The following is a 22,273-nucleotide window of genomic DNA, read 5'->3' as shown; positions in this document are numbered from 1 at the left end:
TGAGGAGCGAAGGCCGGCCTGCAGACCGCCGTCAGCGCATCACGAATGCGCGGCGGCTGCAGCTTCAGCAGCAGCAACCGCAGGCGACACGATCGCCGGCTGCCCCGTCTGACGTCGCGAGCGACCCGAACTCAGATAGTCCGCGATCGAATCCTGCGTGACTTCGCCGACATAACGGCCGTCGCTATCCAGCACCGGCATCCACGACGAGTTGAACTGGTACATCTTCGACAGTACGATCCGCAGATGCTCGTCGGCGCTCACCGTCGCCTTGAACGGCGTGAGATGGTCGCCGCACACGCCCTGACCCGCGCGCGCTGCACGACGCGTCACGTAGCCGAGCGCCTGCCGGTTGTCGTCGACGATGGTCAGGTAGCGGTTGTCGCTGTCGTCCATCATCTGGAACGCCTTCGCCACCGGCATATCGGCGCTCGCGGTTTCCGGTTGGGTGGCAGCGTCGCCAGCCTTCACCAGCAACAGGCGCTTCAACGTGCTGTCCTGACCGACAAATGCGCCGACAAACTCGTCGTGCGGATGCGCGAGCAGCGTATCCGGGTGATCGTATTGCACCAGTTGCCCACGGCGGAACACTGCCACGCGGTCGCCGAGTTTGATCGCCTCGTCGATATCGTGGCTCACCATGATCACCGTCTTGTTCAACTGACGCTGCATCTGGAAGAACTCGTTCTGGATCGACTCGCGGTTGATCGGATCGACCGCGCCGAACGGCTCGTCCATCAGCAGCACCGGCGGATCGGCGGCCAGCGCGCGAATCACGCCGATACGCTGCTGCTGCCCGCCCGACAATTCGCGCGGATAACGCTTCAGATACTGCTTAGGATCGAGCGCAACCATCGACATCAGTTCGGTCGCGCGTTCGCGGCAGCGCTTCTTGTCCCAGCCGAGCAGACGCGGCACGACCGTGATGTTCTCTTCGATCGTCATGTTCGGGAACAGCCCGATCTGCTGAATCACGTAACCGATACGGCGGCGCAGTTCAATTTCGTTCAAGCCCGACGTATCCTCGCCGCCGATCAGCACACGGCCCGACGTCGGCTCGATCAACCGGTTGATCATCTTCAGCGTGGTGGTCTTGCCGCAGCCCGACGGCCCGAGAAATACGCAGATTTCGCCTTCGCCCACCGTCAGGCTCACCGAGTCAACTGCCTTTACCTGCTGGCCGTCCTTCTGCGTGAATGTCTTGGTCAGTTTGTCGAGTTCGATCATGTCTTTTGTACTCCCTTCGGTGTCAGCAGGCGTTGCAAAGCCTGCAGCAGCAGGTCGGCGACGATCGCGAGCAGACTCACGAGCACGGCGCCCACCAGTAGTTTCATCATGTTGCTCTGGCCGATTGCGCGGATGATCAGCGTGCCGAGTCCCCCCGCGCCGATCACGGCGGCAATCGTCATCACGCCGATGTTCATCACGACGGCCGTGCGCACGCCGCCGAGAATTACCGGCACCGCGAGCGGCAAATCGACGAGGCGTAGCCGTTGCCAGACCGTCATGCCGATGCCGATACCCGCTTCCTTGATGCCGGCGTCGACGTTGCGCAGCGCGAGGTAGGTGTTGCGCATGATCGGCAGCAACGAATAGAGGAACACGGCAGTGATCGCCGGCACTGCGCCGATGCCCTGGCCGAAGCGCGAGAACACCGGAATCATCAGACCGAACAGCGCGATGGACGGCAGCGTCAGCACCACGGTCGCCACGCTCAGCAGCGGCGCGGCTAGCCATTCATGGCGATTGATCAGGATCCCCAACGGAACGCCGACGATAATCGCGCATCCCACCGCAATCCCCACCAGCCACACGTGTTGCGCGGTGAGTTGCAGCAGTTCAGGCCAGTTGGCCGACAGATAGTCGAATACAGTCATAAATAGGTCTCCGCTCAGGGCAGCTTGTGCGTGCGCAAAAATTCCGCCGCGACTTCATGCACCGCCTTACCGTCGACGTCGACCTGCTTGTTCATCTCCAGCATGATGTCGTTGTTTAGCGCGGCAGATAGCGCATTCAACTGCGTCGCGAGTTGCGGGTTCTGGTCGAGCGTGACCTTACGCACCACCGGCGTCGCGTTGTACGCGGGGAAGTAGTGACGGTCGTCTTCGAGCGGCATGATGTTGAAGCCCTTCACGCGGCCGTCCGTCGTGTAGATCAGGCCGATCGGCACCTGGTTGTTATGCAGCGCGGTGTACACGAGGCCGGGGTCCATCTGACGCGTTTCCGCGCGGCTGAACTGCATGCCGTACGCGGCTTCGAGCGGCTTCAAACCATCCGGACGATTCGCGAACTCCGCATCCATTGCGAACACGTGCTTCTTATGCGGCTCCGCAGCGAGCTTCGCGGCGAGTTGCGAAATCGTGCGAATGCCGGTTTTTTGCGCTTCTTCCTGCGGCAGGCCGAGCGCGTACGTATTGTTCAACGGCGACGCGTCGAGCCACACAAGGCCGCGTTTCGCGTCGAGTTCCTTCACGCGCTCGTACATCGTCTTCGGATCGAGCTTCTCGGTGATCTTGTTGTAGACGATTGCAGCCGTGCCGGTGTATTCCCACACCAGATCAACCTGACCGTTTTCCTGCGCACTCCGTAGCAGCGTGCTGCCGAGACCCGTGCGCGCGTCGATCGTGTAGCCCTTCGAACGCAGGTATTGCGCGGTGATTTCGGTAAGAACGTACTGCTCGGTGAAATTTTTTCCACCCAGCACGAGCGTGGCCGCACTTGCATGAAGGCTCGTCAGCAGCATCGCGCCTGCTGTAAGCCAGCGGACCCGTTTTAGCAGATTCATCATGCCGTCACCCCGCGTCGTGCGAGCAGGTAGCGGCTGCCGTTGGAGACGATGGCGTCGAGCACCAGCGCGAGAATCGCGGTCGCCGCCGCGCCGAGCAACAGTTGCTGCTGATTGTTCAGATAAATACCGGGGAAGATCAGCGTGCCGAGACTGTCCGCGCCGATCAGATACGCGAGCGGCGCACTGCCCACGTTGATCGCGAGCGCGGTGCGCACGCCGCCGATGATGATCGGCATAGCATTCGGCAACTCGACGCGCACCAACGACTGCCAGCCGGTCATGCCGAGACCGCGCGCCGCTTCACGCAGCGCGGGCGAGACGTTTTTCATGCCCTCGTACGCATTACGCGTGATGGGCAGCAGCGAAGCGAGGAATAGAGCGACCAACGCCGGAATATCGCCGATACCGAAGATACCGAGCGCAATCGCGAGAACGGCGAGCGAAGGAATCGTATTGCCGATGTTGAAGATCTGCATGAACCGCTCGGCGTGACGCGCGAACGACGGGCGGCTCAGCAGAACTCCCGCAGGAATGCCGACGAGCAGCGCGGCCGCCATCGAATAGCCGACCAGCAGCAGATGCCGTTTCGTGTAGTAGACCAGATCGGGCGCGTACTGATGCAAGGCGCTGGGGTCGATCGCACGGCACAGCAATGCGATGACGATGCCGATGGCTACAAGACTGCCGATTAGTCTGGCAGGACGTTGAATCATGAAGAGGCGCCTCCTGGTTCGAGCGACGCGCGAAAACGGCCGCGCCGCACAGGCGTCGTGACGACGCTGCGAATGGGAAGTTCGAGACGCGGCAGGTGCCGCGAGGTGAACCGAGTGATGCCGGGGTGTGTTTTCTGCCCGGCGCGAGGGGATTGAGCGATGCGGTGCTTTTGCCCCTCGGTGGCTTACCAGTTAGCAAAACCGGTGCCAGATCCATCGAGAAGGTGGACAACGGCGCTAGCGCACGCGTCCGGCGGCCGTCGAACGGCCATTGGGAAACCGGTTTTGGCCGGCATTGAAGCGAATTCAAACTGGCGACAATATGCGCGCAGTTTGCATCCAACCCCTTCTAACTTAGCTTATTTAGCTGCGATTTCGCGGTTAGGACGAGGGGCAGTATAAGACCGTGAGGTAATTTCGTCTACCCACGTCAAAAATCCGCGGCGAGTTTGGGCAGGCGCAGCAAAAGTGCCCGCCTTCCGTCAAAGCTCGCCGGTAATTTTTTCAAGCGCTGTCGCGTCTCCCGAAAAGGCTCACCTTGCGTGGCCTCGGGAGTGAGTTGCGAAGATCGCACACGCGTCGCGCGCGTGCGATCGATCAGGAGCGTGCAGGCGAACGCCGCACGAAAATACGTTTGGTCAAATCGAACGCGACCAGGTTGCCGGCCACCACCAGCAGCAAGCCGACTACTGCCAGCGCGGACCAGCGATACCCCTCGAATACCGTCGATGCCGCCAGCGCCACAATCGGAAACAGCACCGTGCAGTAAGCGGCGCGCTCCGGTCCCATGCGTCCGACCAGCATCAGGTACGCGGTAAAACCGATCACCGAGCCGAAGATCGCGAGGTAAGCGAGTGCGCCGAGATACCGCGCGGAAGGCTCCACCGCGAACGACAGGCCGCCGAGCGCGCTGCCCACCGTCAGGATGCTCGCGCCGATCAGCATCGCCCAGCTGTTGGTTGCGAACGGATGCAAGCCCATCGATTGCATGCGGCTCGACAGCAGGCTGCCGGTCGAGAAGCACAGGGTGCCGAGAAACGCGATGCCAAGGCCGATCAATTCCGCGCGATCGCCGAGGTGCCCTGCCATCTGCTGAACGAACAGACACAGGATGCCGACGAGGCCGAGCATGGCGCCAGCGATCGCCGTCGGCTGCAATGGACGGCCCATGAAGATCCGTCCGTTGATCGAATTCAACAGCGGCGCGATGGAAAACACTACGGCCACCAGGCCGCTCGGTACGGTCTGTTCGGCGTAGTAAAAGCACAGGAAGTTCAGGCAGAACAGCGTGAAACCTTGCGCGGCCAGATATCGCCAGGCGGCTCGCGGCGGCCAGATCGGCCGGCGCATGATGCGCAGCAGCGCGAACAGCACCAGCGCCGCAATCCAGAAGCGCCACGCAATCGACACCGGCGGCGGCACGGAGCCGAGTTGCCATTTGATCGCGAGCCAGGTGGTGCCCCAGATCAGAACGGTGACGGCATAAAGCGCGAGATTCATGGCAAGCCTGCAAGCGAATACGGGAGTCCGACTATGCGACAACGCGCGCCGCCGCACTTGTCCAGGATTGCGCACTTTTTCGCCGTGACGAGCGGGGTCTTCAGGCACCCCGTATACTTGCGATATTCGAGCCACCCAACGTTGCTTCCCCGTTTTCCGTGAACGCCACTCCGCCCGTCCCCGCGATGTTGAACCCTACCGAAACGCCGTTCGGCCTTCAGTCGGTCTGTCACACGCTGGGCAGCGCCGACGCTCAGTTGCACCGCTTCGCGTGGCTCGGCGACCGGCTCGCCATCGCGCAGTGGACACGCGATACCGAGGAAGCTGAAACCATCTACGAGCGCCCTGGCCATCACACGCTGTCGTGCTATCTGGATGGCGGCTATCGCACCGAGCGTCAGAAAATGCCGGGCCATTACGGCGCGCCGTCGCGGTTGTGCGCGCTGCCGGGCGAGCACGAATCGCGCTGGTGGGTGCGCGGTCACATGCACTTCATGCATCTGTACTTTCTGCCCGAGCACTTCACGCAGCGTGCGGTTCAGGAGCTCGACCAGGAGCCGCGCGAACTGACGCTCGCCGACCGCACGTATTTCGAAGATCCGCGTATCGCCAGCTTGTGCCAGTCATTGGTGAACGAAGACTGGGAGACGCCTGACGGCCTGCTGCGCACCAACGAAACCGCGCACGACGTGCTGAGTCTGCTGCTGCGCGCGCAAGGCGTGCGTCGCACCGACACGTCGTTCAAGGGCGGCTTGTCGGTCGCGACGCGGCGGCGTCTGCGGGACTATATCGACAGCCATCTGTCGCAAACGCTCACGCTCGGCGAGCTTGCCGGCGTCGCGTCGCTGTCGGAGTTTCATCTCGCGCGGATGTTCCACGCGTCGTTCGGATTGCCGCCTGCCGCGTGGATCGCGCAACAGCGGATCGAACGCGCTCGCACGTTGTTGCGCACCACGTCGATGCCGCTCGCGCAGGTCGCCGAGCAATGCGGCTATGCGAACGCCAGCCACTTCAGCCATCGCTTTCGCGAGAATGTCGGCGTCGCGCCGAATGCTTACCGGCAGATTCTCGGCGTTTAAGCGCCGTTATTGCAGCGCCATCGCCAGCACGCGCGCGACGTGAATCGCTTCGACACCCGCGCCGTCGTGAATCTGATGGCGGCAACTCGTGCCGTCGGCAACCATCAGCATGTCGCCGTCCATCTTGCGCACGGCGGGCAGTAGCGACAACTCGGCCATGGCACGCGAAGTCGCGTAATGCTCGGCTTCGTAACCGAAACTGCCGGCCATTCCGCAGCACGACGACTCCACCGTCGACACCTTCAACTCAGGAATCCATTTCAGCACGGTCTGGACAGGCGTAAACGCGTCGAACGCTTTCTGATGACAGTGGCCATGAACGAGCGCCTGCTTCTTGCTCAGCGGCTTCAGCGCGAGCTTCATACGTCCCGCCTTTTCCTCGCGCACCAGAAACTCTTCGAACAGAAACGCGTGCTGCGAAAGCCGCTGCGCTTCGTCGCCGAAACCGTAATGCAGAAACTCGTCGCGCAACGACAGCAGGCACGACGGTTCCAGACCGACAACCGGCACGCCACGCTCCACGTACGGCCTGAACAGATCGAGCATGCGCCGCGCTTCCTGCTTCGCCTGATCGACCAGACCGGCCGCGAGGAACGTGCGCCCGCAGCACACCGGACGCTCGCCCTGGCGCATGTTGAAATGCACCGTGTATCCGGCGGCTTCGAGCACCTGCTGCGCGGCGCGCGCGTTATCGGGTTCCATGTGATTGTTGAACGTATCGACGAACAGCAGCACTTCTTTTAAAGCGCCATCCCGCGGATTCTTTAGCTTCGCCGCGTTCGACAAAAACGACTTGGTAAAGCGCGGCAAACTCCGCTCAGGCGCGAAACCTACCGAACGCTTGAACCACGCCGACAACACCGGCACGTTGTCCGCCAGCGCCATCAGCGCGGGCACACGGCTCGCGGTACCGGCATAACGAGGCATGAACGCGACCAGCCTGTCCCGCAGACTCAAACCCTGCACCTTCACACGCGCCGCCCGCGCTTCGATCTTGAACTTCGCCATGTCGACGCCGGTCGGGCAATCGCGCTTGCAGCCCTTGCACGATACGCAGAGATCGAGCGTGTCTTTCACGTCGTCGCTGGCGAGTCCTGCTTCGCCGAGTTGACCCGAAATCGCGAGACGCAACGTGTTCGCGCGCCCACGCGTGACGTGCTGTTCGTCCTTCGTCACGCGATAACTCGGGCACATCGTGCCTGCATCGAACTTGCGGCAATGGCCGTTGTTATTGCACATCTCGACGGCCTTCGCGAGACCGCCGGACAGATCGTTACCGCTCCCCGGCTGAGTCTCTGCGCCAGTCAGCGGATCGCGTTCCACATTCCACGCCGACCAGTCGAGCGCCGTTTCAATCCGGCGTTCCTGATAGCCCGGCGGAAAACGGAAATTGCGCGCATCGTCCATTTTCGGCGGACGCACGATCTTGTCGGGATTGAAGCGGTTATCCGGATCGAACAGCGCCTTGATCTCGCTGAACGCCTGGTTCAGCCTGGGTCCGTATTGCCACGCGACCCATTCGCCGCGGCACAGGCCGTCGCCATGTTCGCCCGAATACGCGCCTTTGTATTCGCGCACGAGTGCCGCGGCTTCGTCGGCGATAGCGCGCATTTTGATCGCGCCGTCGCGGCGCATGTCGAGAATCGGCCGTACGTGCAGCGTGCCGACGCTTGCATGCGCGTACCACGTGCCCTCGGTGCCGTGCCGATGGAACACCTCGGTCAGGCGGCTCGTGTAATCGGCGAGATGCTCGAGCGGGACCGCGCAATCCTCGATGAAGGACACCGGCTTGCCGTCGCCCTTCATGCTCATCATGATGTTCAGCCCGGCTTTGCGGACCTCCCACAACGCCTTCTGTTCGCCCGCGTCCGGCATTTCGACGACCGAATCGGGCAGGCCGAGATCGGCCATCAATTCCGTCAGTTGTTTGAGCGACGCAAGCTGCGCATCGCGGTTCTCGCCCGCGAATTCGACCAGCAGAATCGCTTGCGGCTCGCCGACCAGCGCCTTTCCGATTACCGGACGAAACGCAGGGTTGCTCATCGCGAGATCGATCATCGTGCGATCGACCAGTTCCACCGCCACCGGCTTCAGTTTGACGATGTGCTGGGTCAACGCCATCGACTGCCGGAAGGTCGGAAAGTTGACCACGCCCAGCGTTTTATGCGCGGGCAGCGGCGCGAGCTTCAGCGTCAGTTGACGGCTGAACGCAAGCGTCCCTTCCGAGCCGACCAGCAGATGCGCGAGATTCGCGTGGCCGTCGTCGGTATAAGCGCGCGGATTCTGGCACTCGAACAGGTCGATGTTGTAGCCCGCCACGCGGCGCAAAACCTTCGGCACGCGCTCGATGATTTCGTCGCGCTCACGCTGCGCGATTTGCGCGACGCCCGCGAGTATCTGCTGCAAGCGCTCGCCTTGCGGCGCGTCGCGCAACGACGCGAAATGCGCTTCGCTGCCGTCGGCGAGAATTGCATCGATCGCGTCGACGTTGTGCACCATGTTGCCGTATTCGATCGAACGCGAACCGCACGAGTTATTGCCGGCCATGCCGCCGATCGTGCACTGCGCCGCCGTCGATACATCCACCGGAAACCACAGCCCGTGCGGCTTCAGCCACGCATTCAGATGATCCAGCACGACGCCCGGCTCGACCGTCACGGTGCCCGCGTCGGCGTCGAAAGCGACGACGTTGTTCAGCCATTTGCTCGTGTCGATCACCAGCGCTTCGCCGACGGTCTGACCGCACTGGCTCGTCCCCGCGCCGCGCGCGAGCAGCGGCACCTTTTCGCTGCGAGCGATCTCCAGCGCGACGCGCAGATCGTCCTGATCGCGCGGCACCACGATGCCGACCGGCGTGATCTGATAGATCGACGCATCGGTCGAATAGCGGCCGCGACTGGCCGCGTCGAACAGCACGTCGCCGCGCAGCGATTTGCGCAGGTGCTGCGCGAGCGGACTCGTCAGACGCGCACTGGAAGGGACCAGATGGATCGGCTTGACGAGTAAAGCGGAGGTGGGGTTCGTCATATCGTCGCCCTTTGGAAAAGGCTGCGTGGCGTCAGGCAGCGCGCAGCTAGTACAGCGTGACGCTCACCGGCGCGAGTCCTTCGATGCGTCCGCTGGCGGTGCCCGCGTGGCGCGGGAAGAACATGCCGGTGTAGGAGCCGGCGGTGACGATCGTCTCCGGCGTCACCGCAATGCCGCGCGATGTCGCGTGATTGACGAGCCACGTCAGCAAGCGGCGCGGGTCGCCGGCCGGATTCGCGGGCGTGGATTCGACCACGTCGTGTCCGTCGAAATTGAAACGCAACGACGGCGCGACGAACGGAAAATCCTCGCGATACGGCGTGAATTCGCCGACGATCAACGCGCCGTGATTCTGCAAGTCCGCGAGTTGCGCGAGCTTGTCGACATCGGGCCACGCGGCATAGCAGCTGGCGACGACCTCGATGGTCGCGCCGATCCAGCCGATGGCCGCCTTCACTTCGTCTTCGCCATAAGGCGTGGTCGACGGCTCGAATCTGCGGTTGAAGCGGAACGCGATTTCCAGTTCGAGCCCGAGCGGCGCGAAGCCCTCGCGCGGCAGACGCGCGCCGTCGGGATGCAGGTCCACGTCGGGCAACGGTGCGCCCTGAATGGGACCGTCAGCGCTTTTCGCGCCAATCTTCCAGCCGCCGATTCCCGCGCCGTTGAGGCTCAGGATCTCGTGCTGGATCGCGTACGCGGCACTGGCGTCGGCGGGGGGTTGATCGGGCGAAAGCGCGTCGAGCGTGACGCGGTCGCGGCGTGCGTCGGCAAGCCGCTGGCTGAGTGATTGAGTCATGTATTCAGGAACGTTGATTGAAAGGCTGTGCGTTGCTGCTCACGCGCGCAAACTGGTCGTGACGTGGGCGTTATCCGCCGGATCGAGCGCGAATTTGCTTTCTGGCTGCATGCGAAACGCGAGCACGACACCGACGCCCATCAGCAGCATGCTGCCGACAAACGGCAACTCCCAGTTGTTGAAGTAGTCGATCAGAAAGCCGCCCACGACCGGCGAGATGATCGCGGCGAGCGCCGAGCCGGTGTTCATCATGCCGCTCGCGGTGCCCGAGAATTCCGGCGCGATGTCCATCGGAATCGCCCACATCGGACCAATCGTCATTTCGGCGAAGAAGAAGCCCGACGCGAGACACGCCATCGACAGATAAAGGTTGTGCGTGAACATCAGCGGAATCAGCGAGAGCAGACAGAACAGCATGCAGATCGACACCATCCAGCTACGTGCGCGTTTGAGGCTGCCGGTGCGCTTGAAAATCCAGTCGGTGACGATGCCGCCGAGCGTGTCGCCGATCACCCCGGCGAAGAACACGACCGAAGCGAAGATCGCCGACTTCTGCAATTGCAGATGATGACGATGCAGGAAGTACTGCGGAATCCAGCTCAGGAACAGCCACAGCGTCCAGCCATAACAGAAGTACACGATCGTGACCGGCGCCATCCGGCGAAACAGCTTGCCCCAAGGCACGCCGGTGACTTTGGGCTTCGGCGTGGGCAGCACCGCGAGTTCTTCGGCGGTGATACGCGGGTGATCTTTCGGATGCTCGGTGAACGTCAGCGCCCACACCGCGACCCACACGAGACTCAGCACGCCGCAGATATAGAACGATTCGCGCCAGCCCCAGTTCGCCATCACCAGCACGATGACGGCGGGCGCGATTGCATTGCCCACACGCGACGCTGCATGCGTGATGCCCTGCGCGAAGCCGCGCTTTTCTTTTGCGACCCAGCGCGCCATCGCAGCCGTCGCGGCGGGAAACGTCGCGCCTTCGCCGAAACCGAGCAACAGACGCGCAGCCAGCAGCGACGTCAATCCGCCAGCAAATCCCGTCAGCAAGGTGGCGACACCCCAGATCGCGCCGCACAGCAACAGCGTGCGCCGCGCGCCGAAGCGGTCGCTGACCCAGCCGCCCATCACCTGAAAGATCAGATACGGATACGCGAAGGCCGAAAACACGAGGCCGATCTGCGTATGCGAAAGCTGGAATTCCTTGCCGAACCCAGCCGCCGCCGTGCTGACGTTGACGCGGTCGAGGTAGGTGATGAAGTACATGATGCAGAGCATCACTAGAACGATACTGGTCGCACTGGTCAAACGAAACCGCTTCATCGTCTCTCTCCATTGCATGTGGCGACGGCGCGCCGGAGGTGGCGTGCGACGTCCTCGCCCGTCAGCGGCACACGCTGTTTGCGGACGCATTGCATGTTGTTCGGGCCGCGTTCTTCGCGCGGCTTCGTGAGGGAAGCGTCTCCACTTCCCTGACTGCGAGTTGCTTCGAGCTGTTTGATGCGTGGTGCGTGATGCGAACTGATTGATGCGTTCTGCTTATCTCAGTTTGTGTCGGTGCTTCGGAGGGATGCGTAGTGGCTCGTTCAGGCGGCAGCTTTCAAACCCGATGCCTTGGTCGGCGCACTCAACCACTCCATAGCGGCAGGCAAACCGCTTTCCTTTAGCGTGACACCCGCGAGCTTCAGGCCCATTTCGCAGCCCGCGAGCGTGGCCAGCAGCATCAGGTCGTTGCAATCGCCGAGATGGCCGATGCGGAACATGCGGCCTTTCATCTTGCCGAGGCCCGTGCCGAGCGACATGTCGAAGCGTTCGTAGATGAGCTTGCGCACCGCGTCGGCATCGATGCCTTCGGGCATCATCACGCCGGTCAACACCGGGCTGTACACGGACGGATCGGCGCACTGAATCTCCAGGCCCCACGCACGCACCGCACGGCGGGTGGCTTCGGCGAGACGCTCATGGCGCGCGAACACGTTGTCGAGTCCTTCGCCGAGAATCATGTCGAGCGCTTCGGACAAGCCGTAGAGCAGATTCGTGTTCGGCGTGTACGGCCAGTACCCGGTCTTGTTCATCTCGACGATGTCAGTCCAGTCCCAGAAGCTACGCGGCAGTTTTGCGTGCTTGCTGGCGGCCAGCGCTTTCGGCGAGATCGCGTTGAAGCTGATGCCCGGCGGCAGCATCAAACCCTTCTGCGAACCCGACACGGTGACGTCCACGCCCCACTCGTCGTGACGATAATCGGCGCAGGCAAGGCCCGAAATCGTGTCGACCAGCAGCAGCGCCGGGTGGCCCGCTGCATCGATCGCGCGACGCACGGCGGCGATGTCCGACGTCACACCCGTGGATGTTTCGTTGTGCACGACGCACACCGCCTTGATCGTGTGTTGCGTGTCGGCGCGCAGACGCTCCTCGATCATTTGCGGCTGAACGCCCTTCCGCCATCCTTCGATACCGGGCAAGCCGAGGAATTCAGGCTTCAGCCCGAGGCTCTCCGCCATCTTTTTCCACAGCGTCGCGAAGTGGCCGGTCTCGAACATCAGTACGTGATCGCCGGGGCTCAGCGTGTTGGACAGCGCCGCTTCCCATGCGCCCGTGCCCGACGCCGGATAGATCACCACCGGCTGCTGAGTCTTGAAGATTTTCTTGATGCCGTCGAGTACCTTCAGACCCAGTTCGCCGAACTCGGGGCCGCGATGGTCGATGGTCGGATAGCTCATCGCCCGGAGGATGCGGTCGGGCACCGGGCTCGGACCCGGAATCTGCAGAAAGTGACGGCCGGCGGGATGGAAATCTAGCTTGAGCATTGGGCTCCTCCGATTGAATTTTGCATTCAAAAAACTATATCAGACGAACTGTGACGCTCCCAAGGCGAAAAATGCGCGTTGATGGCGGTGTTTACCCGCGCTATTAACTAATCTGCAAGGTTCCGATAAAATCCGATCTCACGCGATGTTGAGGACTTTTGTATGCAAAATTCGGATTTCAATGCGGGCTTAACGACTGTCCCGCTGATGCCGAAGGTCGAGCGCCAGCGCTTGCACGACACGGTGGTGGAGCACATTCGCCGCTTTATCGTCGAAGGCGCGCTGGAGCCTGGCAAGAAACTGAATGAGCGTGAGTTATGCGAGACGCTGGGCATTTCGCGCACGCCGTTGCGTGAAGCGCTGAAAGTGCTGGCCGCCGAAGGGCTGATCGAGATTTCGCCGAACCGGGGCGCGTCGGTGTCGAAGATGTCGGAGGCGGAGTTGCGCGAGACCTTCGAATTGATGAGTGGTCTCGAAGCGTTTTCCGGCGAACTCGCCGCAGAACGAATGACCGCCGCAGAACTCGCCGAAATCAAGGCGCTGCATTACGCGATGCTCGCCTGCCGCACGCAGAACGATCTGCCTGGCTACTACAGCCGCAATCAGGCGATTCACGACAAGATCAACGAAGCGGCGAGAAACTCGGCGCTGCGTCAAACGTATATGGCGGTGAACCGGCGTTTGCAGGCTTTACGATTTCGCTCGAATTTCCAGACGCCGAAATGGGACAGCGCCATTCACGATCACGATGAAATGCTGAAGGCGCTCGAAGCGCGCGACGGCAAGAAACTCAGCGCGATTCTGCGACAGCATCTGCTTGATAAGCGCGATGCGGTCTTGCAGGTTCAGTCGCAGGAAGCGGCAGCGGGGTCGTCGTTGAAGACCTGATCGACGCGCGCCGCGAGGTAAAGACCTCGACGTTTTATGGCGCGACCGCGAAAGCGGATCAAACGGCGGGAAATACGTTTGTCTTCAAGAAGACGTCGAGTTCGACGTCCTGATAGTCGCCTGTGCTGAAGGGAAAACTTGTCCACCTAAAATGTTGGCAAGCCTGTGGACAAGTTTCTCACAGCAGGGTTAAGTAGTTGATGTAGCGGGAATATCGGGCGGCGGCTTCGGAGTAGGCAGCGGGTGATGCGGCGAAGCCGGCCTCCTCTGAATCGCTGTTTAGCAAGGATGCCCTACGACCCGCGCCGCCCTCACCCTCCAGTTGTCCACACATTTTGTTGGCAAGCCTGTGGACAACTCGCGCACAGCACTACCAAGTAGTTGATACGACTGATCAATCTCACGCAGGTGCGGCCGGGAGCAGACTTGCGCCGCTCGAATCCCTGGCGGCTCACCTCACCCCATCCCGCCGGCGCAGCGACTCCGGCATCCCGAACAACATAATCACCGCGCACACCACGCACATCGCGCCGATCACATACAACGCCGGTGTCGTGCTCCCCGTCAGATCTTTCACGCGCCCCACCATGACCGGGCTGACAATGCCACCGAGTTGTCCGAGCGTATTGATCAACGCGATGCCACCCGCCGCGCCTGCGCCCGTCAGCAGCTTCGGCGGCAGCGCCCAGAACGCCGGAATCGACGCCACCATGCCCGCACCCATGACCGCCAGCGCGACGACCAGCAAACCCGTCTGCTTGTCGAAGAACCCGGCCGCGAAGAACCCCACCGCCGACATCACCAGCAAGCCGAACACGAACTTGCGCCGCTCGCCGCTCGCATCGGACAGACGCCCCACCACGACCATGCAGATCGCGCCGCACACATAAGGCACCGCGGTCAGCAATCCGATCACGGTCGGATTGTTCGTCCCCGCCACGCGAATCAGATGCGGCGCCCAGAAATTCAATCCATACGACGCCACCTGAATCAGGAAGTACACGAGCCCCAACGTGAGAAAGCCCGGCGTTCTGATCGCGCCCATCAACGAATGGCCGGTGTCGGCGTGACGGCTCTGCTGCGCTATTTGCCCCGCCAGAAAAGTCTTCTCCGCCGACGACAACCACGCCGCGTCTTCGATCCGGTCTTTCAGCAGTTTCAACACCAGAATCCCAAGCACGACGCAGGGCAATCCGCCGAGCAGAAACAGCCAGTGCCAGCCCGGCATGCCGAGCACGCCGTTCATATGTCCGATCACGAGACCCGCGAGCGGCGCGCCGACCAGACCGGAGAAAGCGGACGCGAGAAACAGCATCGATGTGATACGTCCGCGATAGCTCGCCGGAAACCACAACGTCAGGTAATACAGCACGCCGGGTGCGAAGCCCGCTTCCATGGCGCCGATCACGAAGCGCAATCCGTAGAACTGCCACTCGTTGCTGACGAACACCATCGCAGCCGTCGCGAGTCCCCACGAAATCATGATTCGCGCAATCCAGCGACGCGCGCCTACCTTGTACAGAAAGAGATTGCTTGGCACTTCGAACAGCACGTATCCGATCACGAACAGACTCGCGCCGAGACCATACGCGGTATCGGACAAACCGAGATCGCTCTGCAACTGAAACTTCGCGAAGCTGATGTTGATGCGGTCGAAGAACGCAAACAGATAGCAGATCATGATCAGCGGCATCAACCGCCACGCGACTTTGCGGATGATCGCCGCGGCATCGTCCACGCCGTATTCGCGGCGGCCACTCTTGTCACTCGCGACTGCGCTCAGGTCACTCATGCTTGTCTCCAATGCCGGATTCGGCGATGCCGTCCGGTCGTTTAATGGGGTTTATCGGATTGGACGGTGAGGCTCGTGTCAAATCTGCAAAACGTATTCAGGCACCGGATGCAGGTCGCAATTACGACCCGCCTTCGCCAGTTGTCCTGGCACGTCGTGGCCGAGCAAGGCGGGCAAAGTACGCGACAGCGCAATCACCTTTTGCAGATCGACCCCGGTGGCAATGCCCATCTCGTCGCACATATTCACCAGGTCTTCCGTGCAGATGTTGCCGGACGCCCCCGGCGCAAACGGACAGCCGCCGAGGCCGCCCAACGCGGCATCGAAGCGTCGCGCACCGGCTTCATACGCGGCCAGCACATTGGCGAGACCCAGACCGCGCGTGTTGTGAAAGTGCAGCGTGAGCGCACTCGCGGGAATCCGCTCGAGCACACGCGTGACGAGCCGCCTGACCTGACGTGGATTCGCCATGCCCGTCGTGTCGGCCAGCGTGATGCCCTCGATGCCCATCTCGCGATACGTATCGACAATGCCGATCACCCGGTCTTCGTCGATCGTGCCTTCGAACGGGCAACCGAACGCCGTCGCCACCGACGCGTTCAACAGCACGCCCGATCCTTTAACGTGCCGCACGATGTCGTCGAACGCGGCCAGCGACGACTCGCAACTCATGCGCATATTCGCGCGGTTGTGGGTCTGACTCGCGGACATCACCAGGTTCAGTTCATCGGCGCGCACGGCGAGTGCGCGCTCGGCGCCCTTCAGGTTTGGGATCAGCGCGACGTAGATCACGCCGGGTTGCCGTTTGATCTGCTGGAAAACGGATTCGCCGTCGCGTAACGCGGGGATCGCTTTCGGCGACACGAACGAGCCGGCTTCGATCCGCGTGAAGCCGAAGGTGGACAGCGCGTCGATCAGCGCGATCTTGTCGGCGGTGCCGACCCAGGTGGGCTCGATCTGCAAGCCGTCGCGCGGCGCGACTTCCTGCACGATCAGCCGGTCGGATTGCAAGTTGGTGAGGTCGCTCATTGCACGGCTCCTTCGCGGCGCAGCCGCTCGATATCTTCGTCGGCAAAGCCCAGTTCGCTCAGCACGCTGCCCGTATGCGCGCCAAGCGACGGCCCTTGCCAGCGCACTTCGCCCGGTGTGTCCGAGAGCTTCGGCACGATGCCCGGCATCTTCACTTCCATGCCGCCCGGCAATTGCGCCGGCAGCAACATGTCGCGCGCCTGGTAGTGCGGATCGGCGACGATGTCCGCCACCGAATAGATGCGCCCCGCCGGCACTTCCGCGCGTTCGAGCGCGGCCAGCACATCGTCGGTCGCGTGGTGCGAGGTCCATGCGGTAATCGCCTGATCGAGCATCGCCGACTGTTTCGCGCGACCGTCGTTGCGCGCGAGTGAGGGATCGTCGGCGAGATCGGGGCGGCCGATCAGATGCATCAGCCGTTTGAAAATCGGATCGCTATTGCCGGCAATCACGACGTAGCCGTCGTCTTCAGTGCGATACGTATTGGATGGCGCGATGCCCGGCAACGCGCCGCCGCTGCGTTCGCGCACGTGCCCGAGCAGGTCGTATTCGGGCACGAGGCTTTCCATCAGATTGAACACGCTCTCGACCAGCGATACGTCGACCACCTGGCCTTCGCCATGTCCGGTCTTCACGCGCAGCAACGACATCAACGCGCCGATCACACCGTGCAGCGACGCGAGCGAGTCGCCGAGACTCACGCCGACGCGCGCCGGTGCGCCGTCCACTTCGCCGGTCGTGTAGCGGATGCCGCCCATCGCCTCGCCGATTGCGCCGAACCCTGGCCGGTCGCGATACGGTCCCGACTGGCCGTAACCGGAGATGCGGACCATCGTCAGTTTCGGATTGATCGCGTGCAGCACGTCCCAGCCGAGACCGAGCTTTTCGAGCGCGCCGGGGCGCAGATTTTCTATCACGACATCGGCGTCGGCGGCGAGCCGCTTGACGATATCGACACCCTCCGCCGATTTCAGATTCACGCAGACCGACTTCTTGTTGCGCGATTGCAGATACCACCAGAGCGAGGTGCCCTCATGCAGCTTGCGCCATTTGCGAAGGGGGTCGCCGGTTTCGGGGGCTTCGATCTTGATGACATCGGCGCCGAATTCGGCCATGAGGCGCGCGGCAAACGGCGCGGCGATGAGGGTTCCGATCTCGACGACACGGATACCCTGGAGCGGTCCACTCATGGTGCTGTCTCCTTCCCATATAAGGTTCGTATTGGGAGACAGCTTATGAGCCACGCGGCGGTGGCGTCCAACCGCAATTCGCCAACGACCGTTCGCGAATGACGAACGCTCGGCGGTTGGCGTTTGTTCTAGTCGATCTTGACGGAGTCTGTGGACGCGGACGCTTCCAATGCCTCGACTGATCGCAGGTGATCGAACAGAAGGCGGCTTACTGGCGAGAGCGCGTCGACATCGCGCACGACCAGCACGAGGCTGCGCTCGGACCATTCGTCTTCGAGTGGAATGCCGATCAATCCGAGCGGATCGCCCATCAGTTGATACACCTTCTGCGGCAATACGCCGACGCCCATGCCGGCCTGCACCATCCGGCAGACCGCATCGAACCCCGGCACGTGGATGCGCAAGCGCAGCGGCTTGCCCGCCTGACGCGCGGCCATATGCGTGCGCGCGTTGATCGAACTCGCGGCGTGCAGGCCGACATGATCGCCGTCGAGCGTCTCGGCGAAAGCCACACTGTTGCGCGCCGCCAGCGGATGATCGTCGCGCGTCACGAGCACCAGCGAGTCGTGCCGGTAATGCGTGACGTGCAGATCGTGCGTGTCGGCGTCGCCGGAACAGATGCCGAGATCGGCGAGGCTATCGTCGACGGCTTCGACCACGCCGCCGCTCGGGCGCTCTTCGAGATCGAGCTTCACGCGCTCGTGCTGCAACTGGAACGCGCGCAAATCTTCGGGGAGAAATTCGACGATCGCCGACAGATTGGCCATCATCCGCACATAACCGCGTACGCCGCTCGCATGTCCCGCCAGTTCGATGCCGATATTTTCGATGTCGCGCATCACGCGCCGCGCGTGATGCAGCAGCGTTTCGCCGGCCGGCGTCAGCGTCATGCCGCGCGCGTTACGCTGGAACAGCGTGGCGCCAACCGCCTGCTCGAGTTCGAGCAGACGTTTGCTGGCAGCGGAAACGGCAATCGCCTCGCGCTCGGCGGCCCGCGTGAGCGTGCCTTCTTCGTAGACGGCGAGGAAAAGTTGCAGCGTAGTGAGGTCGAGTCTTCGGAGCAGGTTTTTGAGGACCATCGCGGAACGCCGGGAGTTCTGTCAGTGGTAATCATCCTCCAGCTGATGACGCACGGCTAGCACGGTGAGGGTTTGGCTGTTCTCGATTTCGAACAGCGCGACGTAACCGGACCGGCCGAACGGGATCAGTAGCTCACGCAGAAACGGGGCGTCTTGCTGCGCTTTGCGGCAAGTGAACGGCGACGTACGGAGCGTCGCGATACCGTCGCGGATTGATCGCAACGCACGCTCGGCGAGTGCGATATCCGTGTCGTCCCGTTCGATGATGAAGTCGTACAGTCGTTTAAGGTCAACTGCGGCAGTGCGGGTGAAACGAACTTGATACGTCATCGTTTCTTCTTGACTTTTGCGGCCTTGGCCTTCGCTTCCCCCAGCCGCTCTTCGAGTTCCGCAAGCAGATCATCAGCCTGCACGTAGTCGCCGCTTTGCTTCGCTTCCTCGCGCGATGCAAGTCCACGCGCGACAAACTCGCGTTGGTTCAAGCGCCGCGAAATGTTGTCGCGGATGGCCTGTTCGACGAAACTGGAAATGCTTTCGCCGTCCTGCAGGACTTCTTCAGCCGCAGCCCGTAGTTCCGGCTCGACCCGCACCGACGGAAAGTTAGCGCTTTTCATACTTCACTCCATGCATCGCATTTGCGATGCATTATCGCGCTAACCGTTGCCCGATGCAAGCCGCCCCTCAATCCTTCCACGCCGATCCAAGAATCATCGTGCAAAAATTCTCGCGATGATAATGCGGGTCCTTCAGCGCCAGCACGTCAGCCTTCACGTTGCCGAACGTCGTCTCCGGCTTGTGAATCGTGCCGTGCGCGAACGCGTCGATGATGCCTTCCTTGAAGTGCGCGCCACGCGGATGCGCATGAATCACCTCATGCCGATGATCCTCGCTGAACTCGTTGTACGCGAGGCCCAGCACGTCCATTTCGACACCCGCCGTCACCAGCGCGACCACCGGCTTCATATGCTGCGGAATGCCAGGCGTCGTGTGCAACGCAATCGAATTCCATACCTGATCGATGTCATCCTCGCCGATGCCGTGACGGCGCAAAAAGTCACGCGCGGCATTCGCGCCGTCCACTTCGAAGCGGTCGTGCTCGCTGCTATAAGGCGCGACGAGCCCCATATCGTGAAACATCGCGCCGATGTACAGCAGCTCCGGGTCGTACTTCAACTGCTTGCGCTCGCCGGCCAGCGAGCCGAACAGAAACACGCGCCGCGAGTGGTGATACAGCAGGTCGGTTTCGGTATCGCGCACGAGTTGGGTGGCTTCGCGCGCCATCATGCTGTCGGGAATCTGAATGCCTGCAATCGTTGCCATTTGAGTTGCTCCGTAACTGGTTCGAGGGTTCGAGTGAACGGGACGCGCGTTGCCGGTGGCGGCCTGGTCGCATGGAAGCGCCTTTGGTATGCTCATCCGCGGCGCTTTTTTCGTGCGTTTCAAGCTGCGTGTCCGATGAAGTCCAGTATTGGTCAACGCGCCCTCGCGGACAATCGCCAGGCACCGTCGAACACTGCCAGGCGTACGGCGTTGACTGCCGTGGCTGCCGGTTCCGTCCACCGTCCAAAGGAATTGTTTCGATGCCCACCGTCGCGATCGCGATCTTTCCCGGCGTGCAGGCGCTCGATGTCGCCGGTCCGGTCGACGTTTTCTCCGAGGCCAACGGGTTCATCGCGCCCGAGGTTCGTTACGACGTCAAACTGCTGAGCGCGGAGCCGGCGCCGCTGCGCGCGTCCAACGGCATGACGCTGGTCGCCGACACCACGTTCGATCAGGCGCAGGGCCCGTTCGATCTCGCGCTGGTCGCAGGCGGCCCCGCGCTGCCTCACAACAGCGTGCCCGACCCGCGCCTGCTGCACTGGCTGAGCCACGTCGCGACGCGCTGCCGCCGCTACGGCTCGATCTGCACCGGCGCGTTCGCACTCGGCCATGCGGGATTGCTCGACGACCGCAACGTCACGACGCACTGGCAGCACGCAGCGCAACTGGCCGCGCAATTTCCCGACGCGCGCGTCGATCTCGACCGCATTTATCTGCGCGATGGTGAGTTGGTCACGTCAGCGGGCGTCACCGCCGGCATCGACCTGTCGCTCGCGCTTGTGGCGGAAGATCACGGGCCGCACACGGCGCTGGCGGTCGCCAAGCGGCTGGTAGTGTTCGCGCAGCGGCAAGGCGGCCAATCGCAATTCAGTCCCTACCTGACCGCTCCCGCCAACGACACGTCGCCCGTCGCCAAAGTCCAGGCGCACGTCATGCAAAAGATCAGCGAGAGCTTCACGGTGAAGCAACTCGCGGATGTCGCGGGCATGAGCGCACGAAACTTCGCGCGCGTGTTCGTGCAGGAAACCGGCGTGACGCCGCACGAATTCATCGAACGGGCGCGGGTCGATGCGGCGCGCAAACTGCTCGAAAGCAGCGGCACGGTGCTGAAAGCGATTGCGTACGACTGCGGTTTCGGCACCGCGGACCGGATGCGCATCGTGTTCACCAAACGCATCGGCGTAACGCCGATGCAGTACCGCGAGCGCTTCCGTTCAGTGTGAGTGCGGTGGGCGGCAGCCACGCCGTCTGCCTGAACTCGCCGTGAGAAAATGTCGGTCTTTGCTCCGGCAATGCCATCGATCACAAGGAACGACATGACCTCCTCCACTCCGATTCGCGCGATCGTCACCGGTCACAACCGTGGCCTCGGCGCGGCGCTCGCCGAACAACTGCTCGCACGCGGCGTCACGGTGCTGGGCCTGTCGCGCTCGCGTCATCCGGCGCCCGACACGCTCAACGCGCACTCCGCTGCGAAGTTCGAAGAAATCGAATTGGAACTCGCCGACCCGTCGCGCGTGGCGCAATGGATCGCGACCGACGCATTGCGCAGCTTCGTCAGCGGCGCGCAAACGGTTCTGCTGATCAACAACGCGGGCATGGTGCAGCCGATCGGCACGCTCGAAGCACAGGACGCAGCAGCGATCGCGAGCGCAGTGAGCCTGAACGTCGCGACGCCGCTGATGCTGGCCAGCGCGCTCGCCACGGCCGCCGTCGACGCGAGCGACCGGCGCATCGTGCACATTTCGAGCGGGGCGGCGCGCAACGCGTACGCCGGCTGGAGCATCTACTGTGCGACGAAAGCCGCGCTCGATCATCACGCGCGCGCGGTCGCGCTCGATGCCAATCGCGCGCTGCGGATCTGCTCGCTCGCGCCGGGCGTAATCGACACGAACATGCAGGCGGAGATTCGCGGCAGCAAAGACGCGCAATTCCCGATGCGCCCGAAATTCGAGGATCTGAAGCGCAACGGGCAACTGACGTCGCCTGAGCAATGCGCGGCTCAACTGGTCGATTACGCACTCAGCGACGCGTTCGGCCAGACGCCGGTCGCTGACATTCGCGAGATCGCGGGCGCGGCCTGATCAACCGCACGGCCAACGCCGTCCCAGCCCCCGAAAAAGCTCACCTTTCGTACGGAGCGGCGCGGGACTGACGTGGGGTGCCTGTCCAATTGCTCCCGAAAACCCTCACCTTTCGAGCTTGGGGGCAGGACGCAAAGCCATGCTGGGCAAGGTGCCCAAGGTCCGAAACAGGCCACTC

General features: G+C 62.5%; 20 protein-coding genes. 4 read left to right on the top strand and 16 right to left on the bottom strand.

Going from position 1 to position 22,273, the window contains the following annotated elements:
- Positions 1-39: 39 nt before the first annotated feature.
- From BLS41_RS29195 to BLS41_RS29175, 5 genes are all read right to left on the bottom strand, one after another.
- Positions 40-1,227, bottom strand: a complete 1,188-nt coding sequence (locus tag BLS41_RS29195) for an osmoprotectant ABC transporter ATP-binding protein OsmV (RefSeq protein ID WP_074770952.1) — start codon at positions 1,225-1,227, stop codon at positions 40-42.
- Positions 1,224-1,877 (bottom strand): ABC transporter permease, encoded by a 654-nt coding sequence (locus BLS41_RS29190; RefSeq protein WP_074770951.1) that lies wholly within the window; start codon positions 1,875-1,877, stop codon positions 1,224-1,226. Before BLS41_RS29190 ends, BLS41_RS29195 begins: the two co-directional genes overlap by 4 nt.
- Before the next feature lie 14 nt (positions 1,878-1,891).
- On the bottom strand, positions 1,892-2,743 hold the full coding sequence (locus tag BLS41_RS29185; protein ID WP_253189826.1) for a glycine betaine ABC transporter substrate-binding protein: 852 nt from the start codon (positions 2,741-2,743) through the stop codon (positions 1,892-1,894).
- 41 nt (positions 2,744-2,784) lie between these two features.
- Positions 2,785-3,501: an ABC transporter permease gene (locus BLS41_RS29180; RefSeq protein ID WP_074770950.1), complete on the bottom strand. Its 717-nt coding sequence runs from the start codon at positions 3,499-3,501 to the stop codon at positions 2,785-2,787.
- Positions 3,502-4,098: 597 nt separating this feature from the next.
- Entirely contained in the window at positions 4,099-5,001 is a 903-nt protein-coding gene (locus tag BLS41_RS29175) for a DMT family transporter (RefSeq protein ID WP_074770949.1), read from the bottom strand.
- 185 nt (positions 5,002-5,186) lie between these two features.
- On the opposite strand from BLS41_RS29175, the gene BLS41_RS29170 reads away from it, so the two are divergent.
- Complete coding sequence (locus BLS41_RS29170) at positions 5,187-6,080, top strand: AraC family transcriptional regulator (RefSeq protein WP_083380107.1); 894 nt, start codon at positions 5,187-5,189, stop codon at positions 6,078-6,080.
- Between the two features lie 6 nt (positions 6,081-6,086).
- On the opposite strand, the gene BLS41_RS29165 is transcribed toward BLS41_RS29170, so the two are convergent.
- The 4 genes from BLS41_RS29165 to BLS41_RS29150 all read right to left on the bottom strand — a co-directional run bounded on the left by BLS41_RS29165 (position 6,087) and on the right by BLS41_RS29150 (position 12,713).
- Positions 6,087-9,107, bottom strand: coding sequence for an FAD-binding and (Fe-S)-binding domain-containing protein (locus tag BLS41_RS29165; RefSeq protein ID WP_074770947.1), 3,021 nt, complete (start codon positions 9,105-9,107; stop codon positions 6,087-6,089).
- A 46-nt stretch (positions 9,108-9,153) separates the two neighbouring features.
- Complete coding sequence (locus BLS41_RS29160; RefSeq protein WP_074770946.1) at positions 9,154-9,903, bottom strand: 2-keto-4-pentenoate hydratase; 750 nt, start codon at positions 9,901-9,903, stop codon at positions 9,154-9,156.
- A 39-nt stretch (positions 9,904-9,942) separates the two neighbouring features.
- Positions 9,943-11,229, bottom strand: a complete 1,287-nt coding sequence (locus tag BLS41_RS29155) for an MFS transporter (RefSeq protein ID WP_074770945.1) — start codon at positions 11,227-11,229, stop codon at positions 9,943-9,945.
- A gap of 263 nt (positions 11,230-11,492) precedes the next feature.
- On the bottom strand, positions 11,493-12,713 hold the full coding sequence (locus BLS41_RS29150; protein WP_074770944.1) for a pyridoxal-phosphate-dependent aminotransferase family protein: 1,221 nt from the start codon (positions 12,711-12,713) through the stop codon (positions 11,493-11,495).
- A gap of 162 nt (positions 12,714-12,875) precedes the next feature.
- Between BLS41_RS29150 and BLS41_RS29145 the strand changes: the two genes are divergently transcribed.
- Positions 12,876-13,601, top strand: a complete 726-nt coding sequence (locus tag BLS41_RS29145; RefSeq protein WP_074770943.1) for a GntR family transcriptional regulator — start codon at positions 12,876-12,878, stop codon at positions 13,599-13,601.
- A gap of 451 nt (positions 13,602-14,052) precedes the next feature.
- Here BLS41_RS29145 and BLS41_RS29140 read toward each other — a convergent pair whose 3' ends face one another.
- From BLS41_RS29140 to BLS41_RS29110, 7 genes are all read right to left on the bottom strand, one after another.
- A complete protein-coding gene (locus tag BLS41_RS29140; RefSeq protein ID WP_074770942.1) occupies positions 14,053-15,393 on the bottom strand; it encodes an MFS transporter in 1,341 nt (446 codons plus the stop codon).
- Between the two features lie 78 nt (positions 15,394-15,471).
- Positions 15,472-16,422 (bottom strand): hydroxymethylglutaryl-CoA lyase, encoded by a 951-nt coding sequence (locus BLS41_RS29135; protein ID WP_074770941.1) that lies wholly within the window; start codon positions 16,420-16,422, stop codon positions 15,472-15,474.
- Positions 16,419-17,612 carry a CaiB/BaiF CoA transferase family protein gene (locus tag BLS41_RS29130; protein WP_074770940.1) on the bottom strand — a complete coding sequence of 398 codons (1,194 nt, stop codon included), beginning with the start codon at positions 17,610-17,612 and terminating at the stop codon, positions 16,419-16,421. Before BLS41_RS29130 ends, BLS41_RS29135 begins: the two co-directional genes overlap by 4 nt.
- A 128-nt stretch (positions 17,613-17,740) precedes the next feature.
- The gene (locus tag BLS41_RS29125; RefSeq protein WP_074770939.1) at positions 17,741-18,691 is read right to left on the bottom strand and encodes a LysR family transcriptional regulator; all 951 of its coding nucleotides are present in this window, start codon (positions 18,689-18,691) and stop codon (positions 17,741-17,743) included.
- A 21-nt stretch (positions 18,692-18,712) separates the two neighbouring features.
- Entirely contained in the window at positions 18,713-19,021 is a 309-nt protein-coding gene (locus tag BLS41_RS29120) for a type II toxin-antitoxin system RelE/ParE family toxin (protein ID WP_074770938.1), read from the bottom strand.
- Complete coding sequence (locus tag BLS41_RS29115) at positions 19,018-19,305, bottom strand: YlcI/YnfO family protein (RefSeq protein WP_074770937.1); 288 nt, start codon at positions 19,303-19,305, stop codon at positions 19,018-19,020. Before BLS41_RS29115 ends, BLS41_RS29120 begins: the two co-directional genes overlap by 4 nt.
- 67 nt (positions 19,306-19,372) lie before the next feature.
- On the bottom strand, positions 19,373-20,011 hold the full coding sequence (locus BLS41_RS29110) for an HD domain-containing protein (RefSeq protein ID WP_074770936.1): 639 nt from the start codon (positions 20,009-20,011) through the stop codon (positions 19,373-19,375).
- A gap of 260 nt (positions 20,012-20,271) precedes the next feature.
- Between BLS41_RS29110 and BLS41_RS29105 the strand changes: the two genes are divergently transcribed.
- Positions 20,272-21,234: a GlxA family transcriptional regulator gene (locus tag BLS41_RS29105; RefSeq protein ID WP_074770935.1), complete on the top strand. Its 963-nt coding sequence runs from the start codon at positions 20,272-20,274 to the stop codon at positions 21,232-21,234.
- 93 nt (positions 21,235-21,327) lie between these two features.
- Complete coding sequence (locus tag BLS41_RS29100; RefSeq protein ID WP_074770934.1) at positions 21,328-22,095, top strand: SDR family oxidoreductase; 768 nt, start codon at positions 21,328-21,330, stop codon at positions 22,093-22,095.
- Positions 22,096-22,273 lie beyond the last annotated feature (178 nt).

It is taken from the genome of Paraburkholderia fungorum, assembly GCF_900099835.1.
GTDB lineage: Bacteria > Pseudomonadota > Gammaproteobacteria > Burkholderiales > Burkholderiaceae > Paraburkholderia > Paraburkholderia fungorum_A.
The sequence above is the reverse complement of the archived record's forward strand: the minus strand, read 5'-3'. Positions and strand labels throughout refer to the sequence as shown.